20 protein-coding genes and 4 pseudogenes are annotated in these 19461 nt (G+C 60.5%); 11 read left to right on the forward strand and 13 right to left on the reverse strand.

What is annotated here, in order from left to right:
* Positions 1-38: 38 nt before the first annotated feature.
* Entirely contained in the window at positions 39-260 is a 222-nt protein-coding gene (locus AABM54_RS17670) for a DUF1127 domain-containing protein (RefSeq protein WP_347901291.1), read from the reverse strand.
* A gap of 97 nt (positions 261-357) precedes the next feature.
* Between AABM54_RS17670 and AABM54_RS17675 the strand changes: the two are divergent.
* A pseudogene (locus AABM54_RS17675) lies at positions 358-1213 on the forward strand (LysR family transcriptional regulator).
* On the opposite strand, the gene AABM54_RS17680 reads toward AABM54_RS17675, so the two are convergent.
* On the reverse strand, positions 1203-1952 hold the full coding sequence (locus AABM54_RS17680; protein ID WP_347901292.1) for a sulfite exporter TauE/SafE family protein: 750 nt from the start codon (positions 1950-1952) through the stop codon (positions 1203-1205). The pseudogene AABM54_RS17675 and the gene AABM54_RS17680 overlap by 11 nt on opposite strands.
* Before the next feature lie 106 nt (positions 1953-2058).
* Here AABM54_RS17680 and AABM54_RS17685 point away from each other — a divergent pair, with 106 nt between their 5' ends.
* The 3 genes and pseudogenes from AABM54_RS17685 to AABM54_RS17695 all read left to right on the forward strand — a co-directional run bounded on the left by AABM54_RS17685 (position 2059) and on the right by AABM54_RS17695 (position 4440).
* Positions 2059-3015, forward strand: coding sequence for a LysR family transcriptional regulator (locus AABM54_RS17685; RefSeq protein ID WP_347901295.1), 957 nt, complete (start codon positions 2059-2061; stop codon positions 3013-3015).
* Between the two features lie 213 nt (positions 3016-3228).
* Positions 3229-3690 carry a MarR family transcriptional regulator gene (locus AABM54_RS17690; protein ID WP_347906240.1) on the forward strand — a complete coding sequence of 154 codons (462 nt, stop codon included), beginning with the start codon at positions 3229-3231 and terminating at the stop codon, positions 3688-3690.
* A 329-nt stretch (positions 3691-4019) separates the two neighbouring features.
* Positions 4020-4440: pseudogene (locus AABM54_RS17695) on the forward strand (organic hydroperoxide resistance protein).
* Positions 4441-4516: 76 nt separating this feature from the next.
* Here the strand turns inward: AABM54_RS17695 and AABM54_RS17700 are convergent.
* Both AABM54_RS17700 and earP read right to left on the reverse strand, forming a co-directional pair.
* Positions 4517-5086 carry an elongation factor P gene (locus AABM54_RS17700; RefSeq protein ID WP_160388943.1) on the reverse strand — a complete coding sequence of 190 codons (570 nt, stop codon included), beginning with the start codon at positions 5084-5086 and terminating at the stop codon, positions 4517-4519.
* A 48-nt stretch (positions 5087-5134) separates the two neighbouring features.
* On the reverse strand, positions 5135-6268 hold the full coding sequence (gene earP / locus AABM54_RS17705) for an elongation factor P maturation arginine rhamnosyltransferase EarP (protein WP_347901298.1): 1134 nt from the start codon (positions 6266-6268) through the stop codon (positions 5135-5137).
* A 121-nt stretch (positions 6269-6389) separates the two neighbouring features.
* Here earP and AABM54_RS17710 point away from each other — a divergent pair, with 121 nt between their 5' ends.
* Positions 6390-6785 carry a hypothetical protein gene (locus AABM54_RS17710; RefSeq protein ID WP_347901300.1) on the forward strand — a complete coding sequence of 132 codons (396 nt, stop codon included), beginning with the start codon at positions 6390-6392 and terminating at the stop codon, positions 6783-6785.
* Positions 6786-6787: 2 nt separating this feature from the next.
* Positions 6788-7270 carry a GreA/GreB family elongation factor gene (locus AABM54_RS17715; protein ID WP_347901302.1) on the forward strand — a complete coding sequence of 161 codons (483 nt, stop codon included), beginning with the start codon at positions 6788-6790 and terminating at the stop codon, positions 7268-7270.
* On the opposite strand, the gene cysB is transcribed toward AABM54_RS17715, so the two are convergent.
* The 5 genes and pseudogenes from cysB to AABM54_RS17740 form a co-directional block, all read right to left on the reverse strand.
* On the reverse strand, positions 7267-8241 hold the full coding sequence (gene cysB / locus AABM54_RS17720) for an HTH-type transcriptional regulator CysB (protein WP_123342067.1): 975 nt from the start codon (positions 8239-8241) through the stop codon (positions 7267-7269). The genes AABM54_RS17715 and cysB overlap by 4 nt on opposite strands.
* 113 nt (positions 8242-8354) lie before the next feature.
* Positions 8355-8855 carry a universal stress protein gene (locus AABM54_RS17725; RefSeq protein WP_347901303.1) on the reverse strand — a complete coding sequence of 167 codons (501 nt, stop codon included), beginning with the start codon at positions 8853-8855 and terminating at the stop codon, positions 8355-8357.
* Between the two features lie 83 nt (positions 8856-8938).
* Positions 8939-9844, reverse strand: coding sequence for a 5'-nucleotidase (locus tag AABM54_RS17730; RefSeq protein WP_347901305.1), 906 nt, complete (start codon positions 9842-9844; stop codon positions 8939-8941).
* A 24-nt stretch (positions 9845-9868) separates the two neighbouring features.
* Positions 9869-10833: pseudogene (locus AABM54_RS17735) on the reverse strand (putative 2-dehydropantoate 2-reductase).
* Positions 10830-11216: a thioredoxin family protein gene (locus AABM54_RS17740; protein WP_347901307.1), complete on the reverse strand. Its 387-nt coding sequence runs from the start codon at positions 11214-11216 to the stop codon at positions 10830-10832. The pseudogene AABM54_RS17735 and the gene AABM54_RS17740 overlap by 4 nt, the downstream one beginning before the upstream one ends.
* Between AABM54_RS17740 and AABM54_RS17745 the strand changes: the two genes are divergently transcribed.
* On the forward strand, positions 11215-11658 hold the full coding sequence (locus AABM54_RS17745) for a PilZ domain-containing protein (protein ID WP_347901309.1): 444 nt from the start codon (positions 11215-11217) through the stop codon (positions 11656-11658). The genes AABM54_RS17740 and AABM54_RS17745 overlap by 2 nt on opposite strands.
* 132 nt (positions 11659-11790) lie before the next feature.
* Positions 11791-12867 carry a 3-deoxy-7-phosphoheptulonate synthase gene (locus AABM54_RS17750; protein WP_347901310.1) on the forward strand — a complete coding sequence of 359 codons (1077 nt, stop codon included), beginning with the start codon at positions 11791-11793 and terminating at the stop codon, positions 12865-12867.
* A 68-nt stretch (positions 12868-12935) separates the two neighbouring features.
* Here the strand turns inward: AABM54_RS17750 and AABM54_RS17755 are convergent, their stop codons facing one another.
* Positions 12936-13217 (reverse strand): GNAT family N-acetyltransferase, encoded by a 282-nt coding sequence (locus AABM54_RS17755; protein ID WP_093422070.1) that lies wholly within the window; start codon positions 13215-13217, stop codon positions 12936-12938.
* Positions 13218-13828: 611 nt separating this feature from the next.
* On the opposite strand from AABM54_RS17755, the gene oprI reads away from it, so the two are divergent.
* Positions 13829-14080, forward strand: coding sequence for an outer membrane lipoprotei OprI (gene oprI / locus AABM54_RS17760; RefSeq protein WP_003183784.1), 252 nt, complete (start codon positions 13829-13831; stop codon positions 14078-14080).
* A 128-nt stretch (positions 14081-14208) separates the two neighbouring features.
* Here oprI and AABM54_RS17765 read toward each other — a convergent pair.
* The 3 genes and pseudogenes from AABM54_RS17765 to AABM54_RS17775 form a co-directional block, all read right to left on the reverse strand.
* Positions 14209-15175, reverse strand: a pseudogene (locus AABM54_RS17765) (L,D-transpeptidase family protein).
* A 97-nt stretch (positions 15176-15272) separates the two neighbouring features.
* Complete coding sequence (locus AABM54_RS17770; protein ID WP_347901311.1) at positions 15273-15566, reverse strand: hypothetical protein; 294 nt, start codon at positions 15564-15566, stop codon at positions 15273-15275.
* 58 nt (positions 15567-15624) lie between these two features.
* Positions 15625-16230 carry an arylesterase gene (locus AABM54_RS17775; protein ID WP_347901312.1) on the reverse strand — a complete coding sequence of 202 codons (606 nt, stop codon included), beginning with the start codon at positions 16228-16230 and terminating at the stop codon, positions 15625-15627.
* A gap of 10 nt (positions 16231-16240) precedes the next feature.
* On the opposite strand from AABM54_RS17775, the gene AABM54_RS17780 reads away from it, so the two are divergent.
* A complete protein-coding gene (locus AABM54_RS17780; protein ID WP_347901314.1) occupies positions 16241-16924 on the forward strand; it encodes an ABC transporter ATP-binding protein in 684 nt (227 codons plus the stop codon).
* Complete coding sequence (locus AABM54_RS17785) at positions 16924-19428, forward strand: ABC transporter permease (RefSeq protein ID WP_347901316.1); 2505 nt, start codon at positions 16924-16926, stop codon at positions 19426-19428. Before AABM54_RS17780 ends, AABM54_RS17785 begins: the two co-directional genes overlap by 1 nt.
* Positions 19429-19461: the final 33 nt, after the last annotated feature.

Consider the following 19461-nt stretch of genomic DNA (forward strand, 5'->3'; position numbering starts at 1 on the left):
TACCTCAATGTGAAGCGTCTTGTGTAGCGGCTCGGTACTCATTTGTGCATCGGGTCATCCCAGAAGGGGCGCACGACTTCATGCTCGACATCGGCACGGCTCAGCCCCATATCCTTCAGGGCTTCGTCGCTCAGACTGGCCAGCAGCTCACGTTCGCGATGGACCTCGTACCAGCCGCTGACTTTCTCCCACACGTGACGCAGCGAGAAACCATGGAACGAGAACCGGTGCGCCAATACATAACCTGTTTGACCTTTCATCGTCTTGCCCTCCGTTGTGGATGGCTCAAGTCTCGCGTCGAGGCTAAGATCAATCCAACGAATGTTTCTTATGCAACACATCTCGGAGATTGATGAATTGAGCAGCTACCCGAGTATCGATACCGAAGTGCTGCGTACCTTCGTCGCTATCGCAGACCAGGGCGGGTTCACCCGCGCAGGCGAACTGGTGAACCGCACACAGTCGGCGGTGAGCATGCAGATGAAGCGGCTGGAAGAAGACGTGCTGCAACGCCAGCTGTTTCAGCGAGACGGTCGCCAGGTTCGGTTGACCGCCGAGGGCCAGGTGCTGCTCGGTTACGCCCGGCGAATCCTGAAACTGCACAGCGAGGTGTTCAACACCCTGCGCGAGCCACACATGGTCGGCATCGTGCGCATCGGCACGCCGGATGATTACGTGATGCGCTTCCTGCCGGGCATCCTCTCGCGCTTCGCCCAGGCTTATCCGCTGATCCAGATCGAGGTGCATTGCGAGCCATCAAAACAACTGCTGCTGCGCCGTGACCTGGACCTGTCCATCGTCACCCGGGAACCCGGCAGCGAGGTCGGCCAGTTGTTGCGCAAGGAACGTTTTGTCTGGGGCCCAGGCCCAGTGCTTCAACCCGGTTGAACAATCGCCGGTGCCTCTGGCGATGTTCAACGGCGATTGTTTCTGCCGGATCTGGGCCTGCAACGCCTTGGACACCTTGGGCCGCGATTACCGCATTGCCTACAACAGTTCGAGCCTGTCGGCACTGATGGCCGTGGTCAGCGCCGGGCTGGCCGTCACCGCACAGCTGGAAAGCCTGATCCCGGCGGACATGCGTATTCTGGGCGAGGCCGAGGGCCTGCCACTGCTGCCCGAAGCCAGCATCATGCTGGTGCGTAACCTGAACAACCCTTCGCCGATCACCGAATGCCTGGCCGAGCACATCGTCGACGGCTTCAAACTTTAAACGCGAGCATTACCGCGCACAGCACCAGAAAACCACAGAACAACCCGCGCAGCACACGCTCCGGCAGGGCATGGGCAACCTTCACACCCCAACTGATACTCAGCAGCCCACCCAGTGCCATGGGCAGTGCAATGCCCCAGCTCACTTGCTGGTGCACTGCGTAAGTCACCAGGGTGACGCCAGTACTTGGCAGCGCCAGCGCCAGCGACAACCCTTGGGCGACCACCTGCGTGGTGCCGAACAGGCTGGTCAGCACCGGTGTTGCGACCACCGCGCCGCCGACACCAAACAGTCCACCCATGGCGCCCGACGCCGCGCCGAGCACGCCCAGCCAAGGCCATGAGTAACGCATCTGCGCTGAAGCAGGCGCACTGGCCATGAACATCCGCACCAGATTGTAGGCCGACAGGGCGATCAAAAATGCCACGAAGCCGATGCGCATCACCTGTGCATCAATGCCCACCGCCCAGATCGAACCGATCCACGCAAAACAGAACCCCATCGACGCCAGCGGCAATGCGTGTCGCAGCTCGATGCGGTTGCGCTGGTGATAACGCCACAGCGCCAGCATCACGTTCGGCACCACCATCACCAACGCAGTGCCTTGGGCGATTTGCTGATCCAGACCGAACAACACGCCGAGCACGGGAATGGCGACCAAGCCGCCGCCGATTCCGAACAACCCACCAACGGTGCCTAACGCGGCGCCCAGCGCCAGATACATGACTAACTCAATCACAGACATTTCCTCATCAGCCAAGCCCCGTATCCTACGCAGTCGACGCTGGCGGGGAAACGCACAGCACCGCACAATGGCTGTGCGTTTTTCGCATAAGCAGACACTCATGAATCCAAACGTACTCACTGATCAGTTGGGGCTGTTCCTCGATGTCCTGGAAACCGGCAGTTTCTCGGCGGCCTCCCGCCGCCATCCACTGACGCCCTCAGCCGTTGCCCGGCGCATCGACAGCCTGGAAGGTGCCGTCGGCAGCCAGTTGTTCATCCGCAGCACTCACGCGGTGCGCGCCACGCCGGCCGGTCTGGCATTTGCCGAACGGGCGCAGCGCATCGTCGCCGAGTTGCGTCTGGCCCGTGCCGAAGCGGTGTCCTTGAGCAGCGCCCCGGAAGGTCTGATCCGCATCGACGCCCCCGCCGCGTTTGGCCGACGGCATCTGGCGCCGGTGATTGCCGATTTCCTGGTGGCCTATCCGGGGCTGGACGTGCAATTGCACCTGATCGACAGTTTTGTCGACATGCAGGGGTCGAACCTGGGCAAGGTCGACCTGGTACTGCGCGCCGGGCAAATGGCCGACACCCGGCTGGTGGCCACGCCGCTGGCCAGCATGGTGCGCATTGCGTGTGCCAGCCCCGCGTACCTCAAGCACCGAGGCGTGCCGAGCCAGCCGAGCGAACTGAGCCAACACGACGGCCTCGACTGGGATGGCCTGGCGCCGCCCTTCGCCTGGCGTTTCGAGCTGGACGGCCAGATGCAGTTGCATCGCCCCCAACGGATCCGCCTCAGCGCCAACAATGCCGAAGCCTTGCTCTACGGCGCCCTCGCCGGCCTGGGCATCGCCCACCTGCCGACCTGGCTGTGCAGCGAATACTTGCTGCGCGGCGAGTTGCTGCCATTGTTTTGCGACAACGGCCTGCCCCAACCGGAAACCACCGGCATCTACGCCCTGCGCCTCGAACAACAGATCAACTCGCGCAGCCGTTTGCTGCTGGAATACCTCAAGAGCCGCTTCAGCCCGATACCGCCCTGGGACCTGGCGCTGCAAAGCGACCTGGGCCGGCAATAACCGAAAATTATCTGGCGCATTAAACACTCGCCCGCTAGGGTCTGTACGAAAAGTCGCCGAGTGGCGATCAGGCAAGGCAAAAACAGGCGAGGAAACGGAGTTTACGGGTTGTAAATGAGCATTCCGAGCCTGTTTTTAACGCAGCATGATCGACACGCAGGCAGTTTTCGTACAGAACCTAGATTCATGACGATCACCGTTCAAGGCCCGAATATGACCACCGAAAGCACTACCCCGGACACCTGCGACCACCTGCTGCTGGACAATCAGGTGTGCTTTGCCCTGCACTCCACCTCGCTGCTGATGACCAAGGTCTATAAACCGCTGTTGCAAGCGCTGGGCCTGACATATCCGCAGTACCTGGCGATGATGGTGTTGTGGGAGCGGGACGGGTTGACCGTCGGTGAAATCAGCACGCGCCTGCTGACCGATCCCGGCTCTCTGACGCCGCTGCTCAAACGCCTGGAAGCCGAAGGCCTGCTAAGTCGCACCCGCAGCCGTGAAGACGAACGCGTGGTCATCGTCGAACTCACCGAACAGGGCCGCGCCCTGCGTGACCAGGCCCGCGACATTCCGCAGTGCATCCTTGGCGCCAGCGGTCAGACCCTGGAGCAACTGCAAAAGCTGCAAGCCGATCTGCTGGTGTTGCGCAGCCACCTGCAAGACAGCCTCTGATCTTCCAACCCGCAGAAATCCCCTGCAGGAAGGGCCGGGCGACGTTCACTTGCTCGCGAACGTCAGCTCCAACATCCATGTTGACTGACACACCGCCTTCGTCGGATCGCCGCCCAGCGCAGCCCGCTTCCACACCGGTTGCTGATGAACCCACCGCGACAGCGCCAGATCAACATTTACAGCCACATGCATTCGCCTGCCAACAGGCCTTCGGCATACCCTTTTCAAAATTTATATTGCGCACAATATATTAGCGAGCTACATTTATTTCGCAGCTACTTAGCGCGCAAGCTTTTAGCGCAAAACAAATCGCGAATGAGGCTCACACCATGCAAACTCTCTACACCGCTGTTGCAACCGCCACCGGTGGCCGTGATGGTCGCGCCGTTTCCAGCGACAACATCCTCGATGTCAAACTCGCCACCCCCAAAGAACTGGGCGGTGCGGGCGGCGCAGCGACCAATCCCGAGCAATTGTTCGCAGCCGGTTATTCGGCCTGCTTCATCGGCGCACTGAAATTCGTCGCCAGCCAGACCAAGCGCAAAATTCCGGATGACGCCGCGATCACCGCCCATGTCGGCATCGGTCAGATTCCTGGCGGTTTCGGTCTGGACATCGACCTGCACGTCAGCCTGCCAGGGCCTGGAGCAGGTCGATGCACAAACCCTGGTCGACGCCGCGCACCAGGTCTGCCCGTACTCCAACGCCACACGCGGCAATGTGGACGTGCGCCTGCACGTCACCGTCTGAGCACCCGCACTTTCCAGACGCGCATAAAAAAGCCCGACTCAAAGGTCGGGCTTTTTCTTTCCTGCAAAAACTGCGCTTATTTAGCACGGCCTTTGTAAGAACCGCCTTCGCGGGTATCGATCTCGATCATGTCGCCGATTTCGATGAAGTCAGCAACCGACAGCTCGGTACCGTTCTTCAGTTTGGCAGGCTTCATCACCTTGCCGGAAGTGTCACCGCGAGCGGAACCTTCGGTGTAGTCAACCTGACGCACGATAGTGGTCGGCAGCTCTACGGAAACCAGACGCTCTTCGAAGAAGATCGCTTCGCAAACATCGGTCATGCCTTCTTCAACGAAAGGCAGAACAGACTCGATGTCTTCAGCGTTCAGCTCGTACATGGTGTAGTCAGTGGTGTCCATGAACGTGTAGGTGTCGCCGCTGATGAAGGACAGGGTCGCTTCTTTGCGGTCGAGGATTACGTCGTCCAGTTTGTCGTCGGCGCTGTAAACGATCTCGGTCTTGTAACCGGTCAGCAGGTTTTTCAGCTTGGTCTTCATGATCGCGCTGTTACGACCGGACTTGGTGAATTCAGCTTTCTGAACCAGCCAAGGGTCGTTTTCGAGACGGATCACCGTACCGGGTTTCAGTTCTTTACCAGTTTTCATTGCGAATATCCGAATTTGGATGGGATTTACAAAAATCTAGGCCGCGTATCATATCCAATTTAGGTAAAACTGCACCAGCGCTGCGGCAAGATCCGCCTGCAAGGCTTGTTCCAGACACCATGCCTGGGCGTGTTTTTGCAGTTCCGGCCAGTGTTCCTGCGCCGCCAGCCAGTGTTCGGCCATCTCGCCGCCGGTATTCCACGCTCGCGACAGACCGCACAACGCCTCGCTGGCCGCCGCTGAAAGCCCTTGGGTGTAGAGCGCGAGAAAGGCGTCGAGCTTCTCCAGATGGACGTCATCGTCCTGCTGATAAATATGCCACAGCAAGGGCCGAGCGGCCCATTGCGCCCGGACGAACGAGTCTTCGCCGCGTACCGCGTTGAAATCGCAGCACCACAACAAGCGGTCGTACTGGTCTTGCCGGACGAATGGCAGCACTTGCACGGTCAGATTGTTACGCACATGCACAGTGCCGACGGTCAAGGGTCCGGACCCGAGCCAGGCCTGGACATCGCCCAGCACCCTGCCCTCCGGCACCAGCAAATGCGTGGGCCGCACGTCAGCGGCCAGCACCTCCAGCCAACTGGCCAGCCCGGCATTCTCGTAGGCAAACAGCGAGATCAGCCGCGCACCCGCAGCCGGGATAATCCCCAACCCTTGCAGGAACGCCTGCTGCTGCTTCGCGCTGCGCTGAAATGCCTCACGCTGTTCCAGCAATCCGCCCTCACGCAACAAACCGCCGGTGCCGGCCTGAAAGCCCGGGAAGAAGAAGTACTTCTGGACCTGCTTGTACTTCACCGAGGGCAAGCCATGACAGCCGACGATCCAGTCTTCGGCGCTCAGGTAGTCAAGGTTCAGCCACAGCGGAACGCTTGGGCGTTCGGCCATGGCCTCCATGTAGGCGGCGGGCAATTGGCAGGCGAACGCTGCAATCACCACATCGGCCGCAGGCGTTGGCTGCCAGTCGGCCGGCCATTGACGCACTTCGACGTCCTGCTGCCATTGCTGGCTGGCCGCGATGTCGATTTCCGGGCACATACGTTCGAACGCCCGCAAATCGTCGACCCACAACCGAACCGCGTACGGGTGCTCGGCCACCAATTGCCGGGCCAGGCGCCACGTCACGCCGATGTCGCCATAGTTATCGACAACCGTGCAGAAAATATCCCAGGTGACTTTCATTCCGGGCTCCATGAGACAAAGGCTGCAATTGTCCGCATAAATCGTTGCGTGCAGAAGGGCCGACGCCGATTAATCTTCATGCGACAATCGCCGCTTGCCCACATTCCAGCAGGATGCCGCCATGCCGTACCGCTCGACTCCCCGCCGCCCGTTGCGTATCAACGTCAATGCCATCCAGTTGACCGTCAGCATTGCCTTGGGTTTATGGTTGGGTTTCCTGGCCATCGCCCTGACCTGCTGGCTGGCTGCCCGCTTTGTGTTCGCCCCGCAACTGGCGCCCGTGGCCGAAGCCGTTCAGCAGTTGGCCAAGCCACCGGTCGTGGAGCCCGTCGCGCCCAACCCGATGTTCGAGCAGTACCAGGAAAACCTGCGCAAGAACGAACAGCAGCAAACCCTCGATCAGGCTCGTAGCAACCCACGCAATCTGTCCAATGCCAAGTGCCAGTTCTGGCTGCAACAGGACCAGACCGCCCCCAGCGAAAAATCCCGCGCCAACGTCCTGCAATTTTGCGATTGATCATGAACAAGCACAGCGTCCACCAACTGATTCTCGAAAAACTCCAGGCCGATCTGGAGGTCGCTCAGCGAGCGGCCCAAACCGCTTACGAAACCGCGACCCACGAAGAAAACATCGCCGAAAACAAGTACGACACCCTGGGCCTGGAAGCCTCGTACCTGGCGGCCGGCCAGGCCAAACGCGTGGAAGAAATCAGGCAGTCGCTGGTGCTTTGCCAGAACCTCACCCTGCGGCCTTACGACGAGCAACAGGGCATTCAGGTCGGCACGCTGCTGGGCCTGGAAGACGATGAAGGTCGTCAGCAATGGCTGTTTCTGGGGCCGGATGCGGCCGGGCTGAAGGTGTATCTGGTGGGGCAGTTGATTACCGTCATCACCCCTCGCTCGCCGCTGGGCAAAAGCCTGCTGGGCAAGTTCGAGGGGGACGAGGTGGAGATTGTCGTGGCGGGCACCCGGCAACAGTTCGCTGTCACCGAGGTGGTTTAGTGAACCGGTAGTTCAACGCCGTCGAACAGTTCTTCCAGCTCCTGCTTGTTGTGGCACTGGATGGCTTTGGCCATGACTTCGCGAGTCAGGTGCGGCGCAAATTTCTCGATGAAGTCGCACATGAAGCCGCGCAGGAAAGTGCCGCGACGGAAACCGATCTTGGTCACACTGGACTCGAACAGTTCGCTGGCATCGAGCACCACCAGGTCGTTATCGAGCTTGGTGTCCACCGCCATTTTCGCAACGATGCCCACGCCCAGGCCCAGGCGCACGTAAGTCTTGATGACGTCGGCGTCGGCGGCGGTGAACACCACTTTCGGGGTCAGGCCACGGTGGCTGAACGCTTCGTCGAGTTTCGAACGGCCGGTAAAACCGAACACGTACGTCACGATCGGGTATTCCGCGAGCGCTTCGAGGGTCAGTTTCGGCAGCTTGGTCAGCGGGTGGCCCTGAGGCACGACCACGCAGCGGTTCCAGCGATAGCACGGCATCATCACCAGGTCGCCAAACAGTTCCAGCGCTTCAGTGGCGATGGCGAAATCGACGGTGCCGTCGGCGGCCATTTCGGCGATCTGCATCGGCGAGCCCTGATGCATGTGCAGGGCAACGTCCGGGTATTGCTTGATGAAGCTGCTGATGACTGGCGGCAACGCATAACGTGCCTGGGTGTGCGTGGTGGCAATCGACAGGGTGCCTTTTTTCTCGTTGGAGAACTCCTGAGCGATCTGCTTGATACTTTCGACCTTGCGCAGAATCTCGCCAGCGGTGGTGATGATGCGCTCACCGGCCGGGGTAACCCGGGTCAGGTGCTTGCCGCTGCGCGCAAAAACCTCGACCCCCAATTCGTCTTCCAGCAGACGGATCTGCTTGCTGATGCCCGGCTGCGAGGTGTACAGGCTTTGGGCAGTAGCCGAAACGTTGAGGTCGTGGTGCGCCACTTCCCAGATGTAGCGCAATTGTTGAAGCTTCATATGAATCCCTCAAAGCAGATAGACGCCACGGGCATCAGCGACGGTATATAACTATATTAATGGTTTGAATAATAAATCTAGAACTTTTTTGTCAAAAGGCCAGTATTCATGCATCAACTGTCTCCGTAACGCCGACGCTGCACCAACGGCACCAGATAGACCGGCACCTGGGCCAATTGCAGCACCCGCGATGCGGTACGCCCCAACGGGGTTTCCCCACCCGCCCCATGGCTGTGACTCCCTACGATCAACAAATCCACCGAGAGTTTCTGCGCCTGTTCAAGAATCACTTGCGACGGATCGCCCTGGAACACCCTCACCGACTGGATCAGCGCCAGGTCCTGCTGCCCCTCCCCCAACTCTTCACGAAAACTGTCGAGCACCCGCTGCTCGATATTGGCCATCACGGTGTTCAGCCCCTCGCTGTGAAACTCGCTCAAGGCTTGTTCGTCGAGGTAGCTTTGCAGCACCGACTCGGCAAACAACCCCATGGGTTCGACGGCGTGCACCACATACAAATCGGCTTTGAATGTTCGCGCCAATGCCAAGGCATGCTGCATCACATAAGGCGCGTACAGGCCGAGGTCAGTGGCGTACAACATCGAACGAATCATGTGACCTCCTCGGGTGCCAAGATGGCGGAGATTGATTCAGCTTAGCAGTGCCGCGACGAGTTCGGCGTCCCGTGCCACGGGGCTTAAACCTTCAGTTCATTGCTGATGCCATGAGGAACGTGACCGGTCGCGACCACCTCGCGAGCGAGCTCGCAGTGCCCGGTCTGATCGTCGAAAAACACGTCCGCCGCGAAGGCTTCGAGGAACGCCGACTTCTGCAGGCCGCCCAGGAACAGAGACTCGTCAAGACGAATATCCCACTCGCGCAATGTGCGAATGACCCGCTCATGCGCTGGCGCCGAACGGGCCGTCACCAAGGCCGTGCGGATGGGGCAGGCATCCTCGGGGAACTCGCGCTGCAACAAATTGAGCGCTTCCAGAAAGCCCCTGAACGGCCCGCCGCGCAACGGCTCGCGGGCCGACTCACGTTCGCTGGCCTGAAAAGCCTCAAGGCCTCCCGACTGATAAATGCGCTCCGATTCATCGGAGAACAGCACCGCGTCACCGTCGAACGCAATGCGCAATTCTTCACTGGCCGCACGGCTCGCGCCCCCCGACAAAATGGTCGCGGCTGCAAACCCAGCGTCCAGTGCACTGCGCACATCGTCGGCGTGGGTGGAGAGAAACAGGTCGCAATCGAAGGCTTTCAAATACGGATACGGACTGCGCCCACCGACAAATGCCGCGCGGGAAATGGCCAGCCCGTAAGAGTGAATCGAGTTGAAAACCCGCAGGCCGGTGTCGGCGCTGTTGCGCGAAACCAGCACCACTTCGACCCTCGCTCGTCCGAGGCTGGCGTTCAAGTTCAAGAGTTTTTGCACCAAAGGAAACGCGTCCCCCGGCGCAAGAACCTCGTCCTCGTGTTCGATCTGATACTGCCGATAGGCTTCGACACCGCTCGCCAGATACACCTTGTGGCTCTCGCTCAAGTCAAACAGAGCCCGCGAAGAAATCGCCAGCACCAGTTTGTCAGTCAACGCCTTTGCCATTTCATTCTCCCTCGACAGATCGACTCAGGCGTTGCGCCGATCAATAAAGCGCAACGCCTGATACAACGCTTCAATTCTTGGTAACTCGCAACCGTGGGCCTTGGCCGCGGCCAAGGGGCGGGCGTAGATCGCCGCCAGTTCCAACGGTCGCTTGTGCACGAAATCGTGGTACATGCTCGGCCAGTAATCGGGCATGCGTTCAGTCACCTTGAACAGGTGCTCGGCGTACCCGACGGGCAACTCATAACCACAGGCCTGAGCGCCCTGTACCACTTCAGCCATCAGCGCCTGAATCAACGCGCGGCTGTCGGTATCGGCCATCAACGGCGTGGTGCTCGCACCGAGCAACACCGACAACCCGTTGTAGGGAACATTCCAGACCAGTTTTTGCCAACGCGCCTGTTGCAGGTTGGCCATGGCCTGGGACTCCAGACCAGCGGTGCGAAACAACTGCGCACCCTCCTCGACAATCGCCTGACGCGCCGCCTCGTCAAGCTGAGCCGGACCGCTGTGATAACCGATGTTCACCGCCCCCAGTGCTTGATGCTCGATCACGCCGGGACCGGCGCGATGCACGCAGATAAAACACAAGCCGCCCAGCAGATGCAGCGAGTCGGGGAGCAAGGTACGCAGGCTGTCTTCGACGTCCAGGCCGTTTTGCAGCACCAGCACTTTGGCGCCCGAGGCTGCGGCCTGAATGATGGCTGGGGCCAGTTCGGTGTTGCTGGTGGTTTTGGCGCCCACCAGCAGCCAATCGCAGGGCGGCATGTCCTGGGCCGACGCATAGGCCCCTGCACCGGGTTCAGATTCAACGAGCCGTGCACGGCACTTTCGAGTTTCAGGCCGCGCTCGGCGACCGCAGAAAACTCGCTGCGCAACAGAAAGTGCACATCGAACCCGGCACGCGCCAACATCACACCGTAGAAACCACCAATGGCTCCGGTGCCGATCATGCCAATAGTGGGTCTGGAAACAGCGGCATCCTTCATGGCAATTCCTCTGCGGGTCGGGCAAGCGCCTGCGCGACGGCTTCATTGAGTCGGGATTGAGTCAGGCGTGTTTGCAAGGCACCATAAAACTCACCGTCGCGTACCACGAACAGCGCCGGCAAGTGGAACACTTCATAACGCGCAACCACGCCACCGTTGTGCCCGACATCGATCCAGCACAAACGATCGACTGCCAGGGCCAGCCCCGGCAAGTGCCGGTGCGCCCAACGACAACTGGCGCAACCATCGCCGGTGAAAATCACCAGTGACACACCGCTCATCGCCAGCAGCCGTTGATCGGCGTCGAAATCGGTCAGTTGCATTTCGGCCACTATACTGGGGGAAACAATGTCGATTGACCGACACCCGGAGTCCGCATTCATGGGACGTTTTCTTCCTCATCCTGACGATGTGCCTGTCGAGTTAACGCTGCTCAAGCATCAATGCATTTCTCGACAGCGGCTGCACACTATCAGCCTCGGCGGCGTGGCATGCAATTACCACCGCGCCTGGCGAAAAGGCACGGCACTGGAAGTGCGCATACCGACCCTCAGCGAAACGGTGTGTTATCTAGGCTATGTGGCCTGGTGCCTGCGACGAAAGCACAGCTATCTGGTCGGCATCGCATTCATCGATGAGCAGACCCTGTTCAGCGCCCGGATGGGCGAGCAAGTCTGCCAGATCGAACGTTACTGCCGCCTGCACGAGCCCCAGGCTGAACAGCAGAATGCCCAGGTCCTGGCCCTTGAATGGGTGCAGCAACACGCCGACGAGTTCTCCCACGACACGCTTCGCAAGGCGTTTACGCAGCCGGCGCTGGATTAAACCCGCGCCTGCCCATTGTCGAGCAACCGGTTAACGCGCTAAGGTTCGGCTCCCCGCTGCGCTTAAATCATGCTGTGCTCCGCCGCGCGGGGATCGCTGGCGGCCGGCACCCGTGACCTGACGAGTAACACGATGGCTGATTTACCGATCAATGACCTAAACGTCGCCTCCAACGAAACCCTGATCACTCCCGATCAGCTCAAGCGTGATATTCCCCTGAGCGATGCCGCCCTGCGCACCGTGACCAAGGGTCGCGAAGTGATTCGCAATATTCTGGACGGCACCGACCACCGCCTGTTCGTCGTCATCGGGCCCTGCTCGATCCACGACATCAAGGCTGCACACGAATATGCCGAGCGCCTCAAGGCCCTCGCCGCAGAAGTGTCCGACACCTTGTACCTGGTCATGCGGGTGTATTTCGAGAAGCCGCGTACCACCGTCGGCTGGAAAGGCCTGATCAACGACCCGTACCTGGACGACTCGTTCAAGATCCAGGACGGTCTGCACATCGGTCGTCAGTTGCTGCTGGACCTGGCTGAAATGGGCCTGCCGACCGCCACCGAAGCGCTCGATCCGATCTCCCCGCAATACCTGCAGGACCTGATCAGCTGGTCGGCCATTGGCGCCCGCACCACCGAATCCCAGACGCACCGTGAAATGGCTTCGGGCCTGTCCTCGGCCGTCGGCTTCAAGAACGGCACCGACGGTGGCCTGACCGTTGCCATCAACGCCCTGCAATCGGTCTCCAGCCCTCACCGCTTCCTGGGCATCAACCAGGAAGGTGGCGTCTCGATCGTCACCACCAAGGGCAACGCCTACGGTCACGTGGTGCTGCGCGGCGGCAACGGCAAGCCGAACTACGATTCGGTCAGCGTCGCGCTGTGCGAACAAGCGCTGAACAAGGCCAAGATCAAGCCCAACATCATGGTCGATTGCAGCCACGCCAACTCCAACAAAGACCCGGCACTGCAACCGCTGGTGATGGAGAACGTGGCCAACCAGATCCTCGAAGGCAACCAGTCGATCATCGGCCTGATGGTCGAGAGTCATCTGAACTGGGGCTGCCAGGCCATCCCCAAAGACCTCACCGAATTGCAATACGGCGTGTCGATCACCGACGCCTGCATTGACTGGTCGGCCACTGAAAACACCTTGCGCAGCATGCATGCCAAGCTCAAGGATGTGCTGCCTAAGCGTGATCGCACCTGATCGCATTCAGCGCACACAAAAACGCCGGGCTTAGCCCGGCGTTTTTTTATTGTGTTCGGTGACCCTGATCAGAGCTTGGCAGCGTGGCGCTGATGGCGCTCCATGTAACGCTCCACGTAGGAACACGAAGGGATGACGGTGTAACCCATCTGTTCCGCGTACTCGAGCGCCTGCTCGGTCAACGCAGCGGCGATGCCTCGGCCACGCAACGCGTTGGGCACGAACGTGCGATAGATGTCCAGGGTTTGCTTACCCAGGTCCATATAGGTCAGGTAGGCACGATGACCGTCCACATTGGTCTCGAACTGATGACCAGCCTGGTCATGGTGGATGGACAACGCCTCGCTCATCACTACTCCTCGCGGGTCTTGAATTGACCCCTACCTTACCGATGTTTTTCCGGCGAAGGAACCTCTACGCCACCCCGTGCCTGACTGGACACCGAGAAGAGCCGTACTGATCTCGCGTTACCCGAGCACGTATCAAATAGTAGGCGCCATTGGCGCAAATGCTCAAGACGCGCTCGTCATGCCGATGCAGCCCGGGGTCACACAGAAGCGGCCCGACCGGACTTTCCCCTCGGTCGATTGCCTGAACATTGCCGGATGTTGAGACTTAAGACGAGCGCCCTTTGTTAAAGTCACCTCTACATCGACAAAGATACGTGAAGCGCTACGCAGAATCTGAACAAAAGTGTAGACGAATCAATATAGATCGACTTCAGGCACTACCAGCAACTAGCCTCGGGTATCCGGCAGCCTGCTCAGGACGGGGTTCACAACTGAATATTTTTTATACAGCGCACTGAAAAGTTGCCCGAAAAAGATTCAACGCCTACAATTTTTTTTGCATCTTGCGCTACGTCAGTTTACTTACTACAAGTAATGGGTAGTATGTACGCCGGCTATTTCCTCACTCTGAAGAGATAGCTATTAATAGAAAGTCCTTGAAGGGGAACACGATGAACAACGTTCTGAAATTCTCTGCTCTGGCCTTGGCCGCAGTTCTGGCTACCGGTTGCAGCAGCGCCTCCAAAGAAACCGAAGCTCGTCTGACTGCAACTGAAGACGCAGCAGCTCGCTCCCAGGCTCGTGCAGACGAAGCGTATCGTAAAGCTGATGAAGCTCTGGCTGCTGCTCAAAAAGCACAACAGACTGCTGACGAAGCTAACGAGCGTGCTCTGCGCATGCTGGAAAAAGCTAGCCGCAAGTAATAGTCCCTCGGGATTGTTATCAAGCCGACCCATTACTTGGGTCGGCTTTTTTTTGCCCGGGGTTTCTGTCGGTCATAAAAAAACCCGCCGAAGCAGTCATGCCTCGGCGGGTCGCTTTTGACGGCTTACTACTGCAGCTCTATTGGCGCCGCCGAGACCACTGGCGCCGTACCCGGCACGGCGATTTCTACCGGCAGGCCATCTTCTGCGGCGACCACGTCGCGCACCACATCCCAGTTCATGCGCAAGTTGTTGGTGATGTCTTCGCGCTTGAGCATGGCGTTGATGACAGCGGTGTGTTTGTCGACCACCGACGGGTTGCCCTTGTCGTCCAGCGGTGTATGCGCCTCGAGGTAAACCTTGCCACCGCTGACGCCGAATTTGTACGGGTCGTTGAGAATGCGCACCGACGTGCCCACCGGCACCATGCCCGCCATTTCCAGCACGTTGTTATTGAACATACGGAAGCAGCCATGGCTGGTGCGCATGCCGATGCCGAACTTCTTGTTCGAACCGTGGATCAGGTAACCCGGCGTCCCCAGGGTGAACTTGAACGGCCCCAACGGATTGTCCGGGCCTGCCGGCACAACGTTCGGCAACGGGTCGCCATCGGCGGCGTGCTCGGCCTTGATCGAGGCCGGAGGCGTCCACGTCGGGTTCGGGGTCTTGGCGACGATGCTGGTGTGCGCGATGGGCGACCCCCACCCCTCACGACCGATACCCAGCGGGAAGGTGTACACCACATTCCGGCCCTTGGGGTAGTAATACAAACGATACTCGGCCAGGTTGATCACGATGCCTTCGCGCGGGCCCCGGCGGCAGAATGAAGCGGGTCGGCAACACCACTTCGGTGCCTGCGCCCGGCAGCCACGGATCGATACCGGGGTTGGCCGCGACCATTTCCAGATAACCCAGATCGTAAGTGGTACCCAGGTCAGCGAAGGTGTCTTCGTACTTGGCTTTGATCACTTGCACCTGACCGACAATGTCTTCGCCCGGTGGCGGTAGAGGCAACTCCAGTGCGGCAACGGGACCTGCCACGCACAGGGCGGCAAGAGACAGGCAGCGGGTGACGGCAGGAAAACGCGGCAACATCCGGAAAATCCTTCGCATGATTAACGGGTAAAAAACGCGATTGTACACCGCCGCCTGTGGAATCGGGGAGGCAGCGGATGGACGCGCGCGCCCGCAGTCAAAGCTCGAAGCGCAGTTCCGGCCAGATCGGCGAGGTGCCGCGCTTTTGCGATTCAAGGATCGCCCGACACAGCGAGCACAGGCGCTGGTCCTGAAAGATCGTCCGGTCAACGCTCGACCAGCGCGGCTGAGCCGGCAGCAAGGTGCCACACAACGTACGGTCGGCCGAACCGCCGAGCTCCAGTTGACGCGTCACCAGATGCACCCGGACTTCCTGGCAGGCGAACAGATCCAACTGCTCGTCAGGCTCGATCAGTTGATAGGCAAACAGGGACCAGGCAGAACGCGGCATCGGGGGCTCCAAATCGGGGGGGCGCCACCTTAGCCGAAAGACTGCCGCTAGAAAAGCGTCAAAGCAGCGGTTTTAGTGTCGGCCAGACATTTTCCAGCAACTGGCCCTGAGCGGCGGCGGTCGGGTGCAGCCCGTCGGCCTGCATCAACTCGGGATGACCACCGATGCCCTCAAGAAAAAACGGCACCAACGACACGTTTTTCTGCTCGGCCAGGTTGCTGTAAACCTCGGCAAACGCCTTGGTGTAACGAACCCCGTAGTTGGGCGGCAACTGCATGCCCAGCAACAGCACCTTCGCTCCACTGGCGCGGGAGTTGTCGATCATCGATGCAAGATTTTGTTGCAATTGCGTTGGCAGTTGACCACGCAACCCGTCATTGCCTCCCAGCTCGAGGATAACCAGCGCAGGCTTATGCTCCACGAGCAGCGCCGGCAGCCGCGCCTGACCGCCTGCGCTGGTGTCGCCACTGATGGACGCGTTGACCACCTGATCGGTGAATCCCTCGTGCTTGAGCCGTTGCTCAAGCAGCGACACCCACCCCAACCGGGTATCCAGGCCGAAACCCGCGCTGATACTATCGCCAACGATCAGGACTGTACCCGCCGCTGCGCTCTGGGCCATGCACATCAAGGCCAGGCCAGCACTCAAAAACCACACACGCATCGGACTCTCCATGGGCGCAAGCATTCTCACTGCGCGGAACCTTAGCAAAGTGGTTCCCAGCGCGGAAGGTGAACTGACCATCCTGCACGAACTCAGCCTGGAACTGAACAAGGGCGACAGCCTGGCCATTATTGGCGCGTCCGGTTCCGGAAAATCCACCCTGCTGGGCCTGTTGGCCGGCCTCGACCTGCCGAGCAGCGGCGAAGTCGTCCTCGCGGGCCAGGCCCTGAGCACACTGGATGAAGACCAGCGGGCGCGCATCCGCGCCGAGCATGTCGGCTTTGTCTTTCAGTCTTTTCAATTGCTGGACAGCCTCAATGCGCTGGAAAACGTCATGCTGCCGCTGGAACTCGATGGCCGCAAAGACGCCCGCGAACGTGCCACCGAGTTACTGCGCCGCGTCGGCCTGGGCCAGCGCCTGAGCCATTCACCGCGCCAGCTCTCCGGCGGTGAACAACAGCGGGTCGCAATTGCCCGGGCCTTTGCCGCCGAACCCGATGTGCTGTTTGCCGATGAACCCACCGGCAACCTCGACACCCATACCGGCGAGCACATCAGCGACCTGCTGTTCGAACTCAACCAGGAAAGCGGCACGACCCTGGTGCTGGTCACTCACGATGAACGCCTGGCGCATCGCTGCCGGCGCCTGATCCGCCTTGAAGCCGGCCTGTTGGTCGCCCCCCTGGAGCCTTGATGGCACGGTTGCCGCTGTTGCGTCTTTTCAGTCTTTCCCTGCGCCAATTACTGCGCGACGCCCGCGCCGGTGAGTTGCGAGTGTTGTTCTTCGCCTTGCTGGTGGCGGTAGCGGCAAGCACCGCCATCGGCTACTTCGGCGCCCGCCTCAATGGCGCCATGCTGTTGCGCGCCACCGAGTTCCTGGGCGCCGACCTGCAACTCGAAGGCAGCTCACCCGCGCGCCCGGAACAGATCAGAAGCGGCACCGAGCTGGGGCTTGAACATGCCCGGGTCGTCGAGTTCTCCAGCGTCATTGCCACCGACAACGGTATCCAGTTGTCGAGCATCAAGGCTGCGGACGAGGTGTATCCACTGCGCGGCGAACTGAAAAGCGCCGCTGCACCCTTTGCGCCAGAAGAGTCCGGCGGCGGCCCTCAATCCGGCGAAGCCTGGGCCGAGGCGCGCCTGCTGACGGCGCTGAACCTGAAGATCGGCGACAGCATCGACGTCGGCATGAAAACCCTGAAGCTCTCGCGGGTGCTGACCTATGAACCGGATCGCGCCGGCAACTTCTACAGCCTCACACCCCGCGTACTGATCAACCTGTCAGACCTTTCGGCGACTGGCGTGGTGCAGCCCGGCAGCCGGGTCAGTTATCGCGATCTGTGGCGCGGTGCAGCACCGGCGCTGGAAACCTATCGAGAGCTGATCAAGCCAGGCCTCGCGGCGAACCAGCGGTTGCAGGACTCTCGTGACGGCAACCGGCAGATCGGTGGAGCACTGGGCAAGGCCGAGCGCTACCTGAACATGGCCAGCCTGGTCGCCGTCCTGCTGAGCGGCGTGGCAGTGGCGCTCTCGGCCAACCGCTTTGCAACGCGACGCTTCGACGCCAGTGCCTTGCTGCGCTGCCTGGGTTTGTCCCGCCGCGAAACCATGCTGCTGTTCAGCCTGCAACTGACCGTGCTGGGCCTGATGGCGAGCCTGAGCGGCGCCCTCCTCGGCTGGCTGGCGCAGTTGGGACTGTTTGCCCTGCTCCACGACCTGTTGCCGACGGCCGTGCCACCCGGTGGCCTGTTGCCCGCCATTGCCGGGATCGGCACCGGGCTGGTCGCACTGGCAGGTTTCGCCCTGCCGCCGCTGGCCGCTCTGGGGCGAGTTCCGCCACTGCGGGTTTTGCGCCGTGACATGCTGCCCATCCCGTCCAGCAGTTGGATGATCTATGGCGCCGCATTGGCCGCACTCGGGCTGATCATGTGGCGTTTGAGCCTGGACCTGGTGCTGACCTTCGCCCTGCTCGGCGGTGGCGTGATTGCCGCAGTGGTGCTTGGCGGCCTGTTGCTGCTGGCGCTGCAAAGCCTGCGCCGATTGCTGGCCCGTGCCTCGTTGCCGTGGCGCCTGGGCCTGGGCCAACTGCTGCGCCATCCATTGGCGGCAGCCGGTCAATCGTTGGCGTTCGGTTTGATTCTGTTGTCGATGGCCCTGATTGCCTTGCTGCGCGGCGAGCTGCTCGACACCTGGAAAAACCAGTTACCGAAGGATGCTCCCAATTATTTCGCGCTCAACATCCTGCCGGCCGACAAACAAGCCTTCACCGATCACCTGATCAGCCTCTCCGCCCAATCGGCGCCGTTGTACCCGGTCGTACCGGGACGGCTGGTGAGCGTCAATGGCGAACCGGTGCAAGGTATCGTCAGCAAGGATTCCAGCGGTGATCGCGCGGTCCAGCGCGACTTGAGCCTGACCTGGGCCGCCGACTTGCCGTCCGGCAATACACTCACGGCGGGCTCATGGTGGACGCAACAGCCAAACGGCGACATTCCGGGGGTTTCGGTTGAAGCCAAGGTTGCGCAAAGCCTGAAACTCAAGCTCGGCGATCATCTGGTCTTCACCGTCGGCGGTGCCAACCGTGAAGCACAAGTCACCAGCCTGCGGGACATCAACTGGGACAACTTCCAGCCGAACTTCTTCATGATTTTCCAGCCTGGCACCCTGAAGGACCTGCCGGCGACGTACCTGACCAGCTTCTATCTGGCGGCCGGTCATGACCAACAGATTGTCGAGTTGTCCCGGGCATTCCCGGCGGTGACCATCCTGCAGATCGACGCCTTGCTGGAACAACTGCGCAGCATCCTCGCCCAAGTCACCCTGGCCGTGGAGTACGTGTTGTTGTTTGTTTTGGCGGCCGGCATGGCGGTGTTGTTTTCCGGCTTGCAGGCCACCCTGGACGAGCGGATTCGTCAGGGTGCGCTGCTGCGGGCCCTGGGCGCGGAACGGCGATTGCTGGTGAAAGCACGAAGGATCGAATTCGGTTTGCTGGGCGCCGTCAGCGGCCTGCTCGCGGCCCTGGGAACGGAGCTGATCAGCCTGGTGCTTTACCGCTACGCATTCGACCTGACCTGGCACCCGCACCCATGGTTATTGGTGTTGCCGCTCATCGGTGCGTTGCTGATCGGTGGCGCCGGTGTGTTCGGCACTCGCCGGGCGCTGAATGCCAGCCCACTGACAGTGTTGCGCGAGGGTTGATAGACTCGCGCTCTCTCAACCAGAAGAAGCAGC

This window comes from Pseudomonas purpurea, from assembly GCF_039908635.1.
GTDB classification, from domain to species: domain Bacteria; phylum Pseudomonadota; class Gammaproteobacteria; order Pseudomonadales; family Pseudomonadaceae; genus Aquipseudomonas; species Aquipseudomonas purpurea.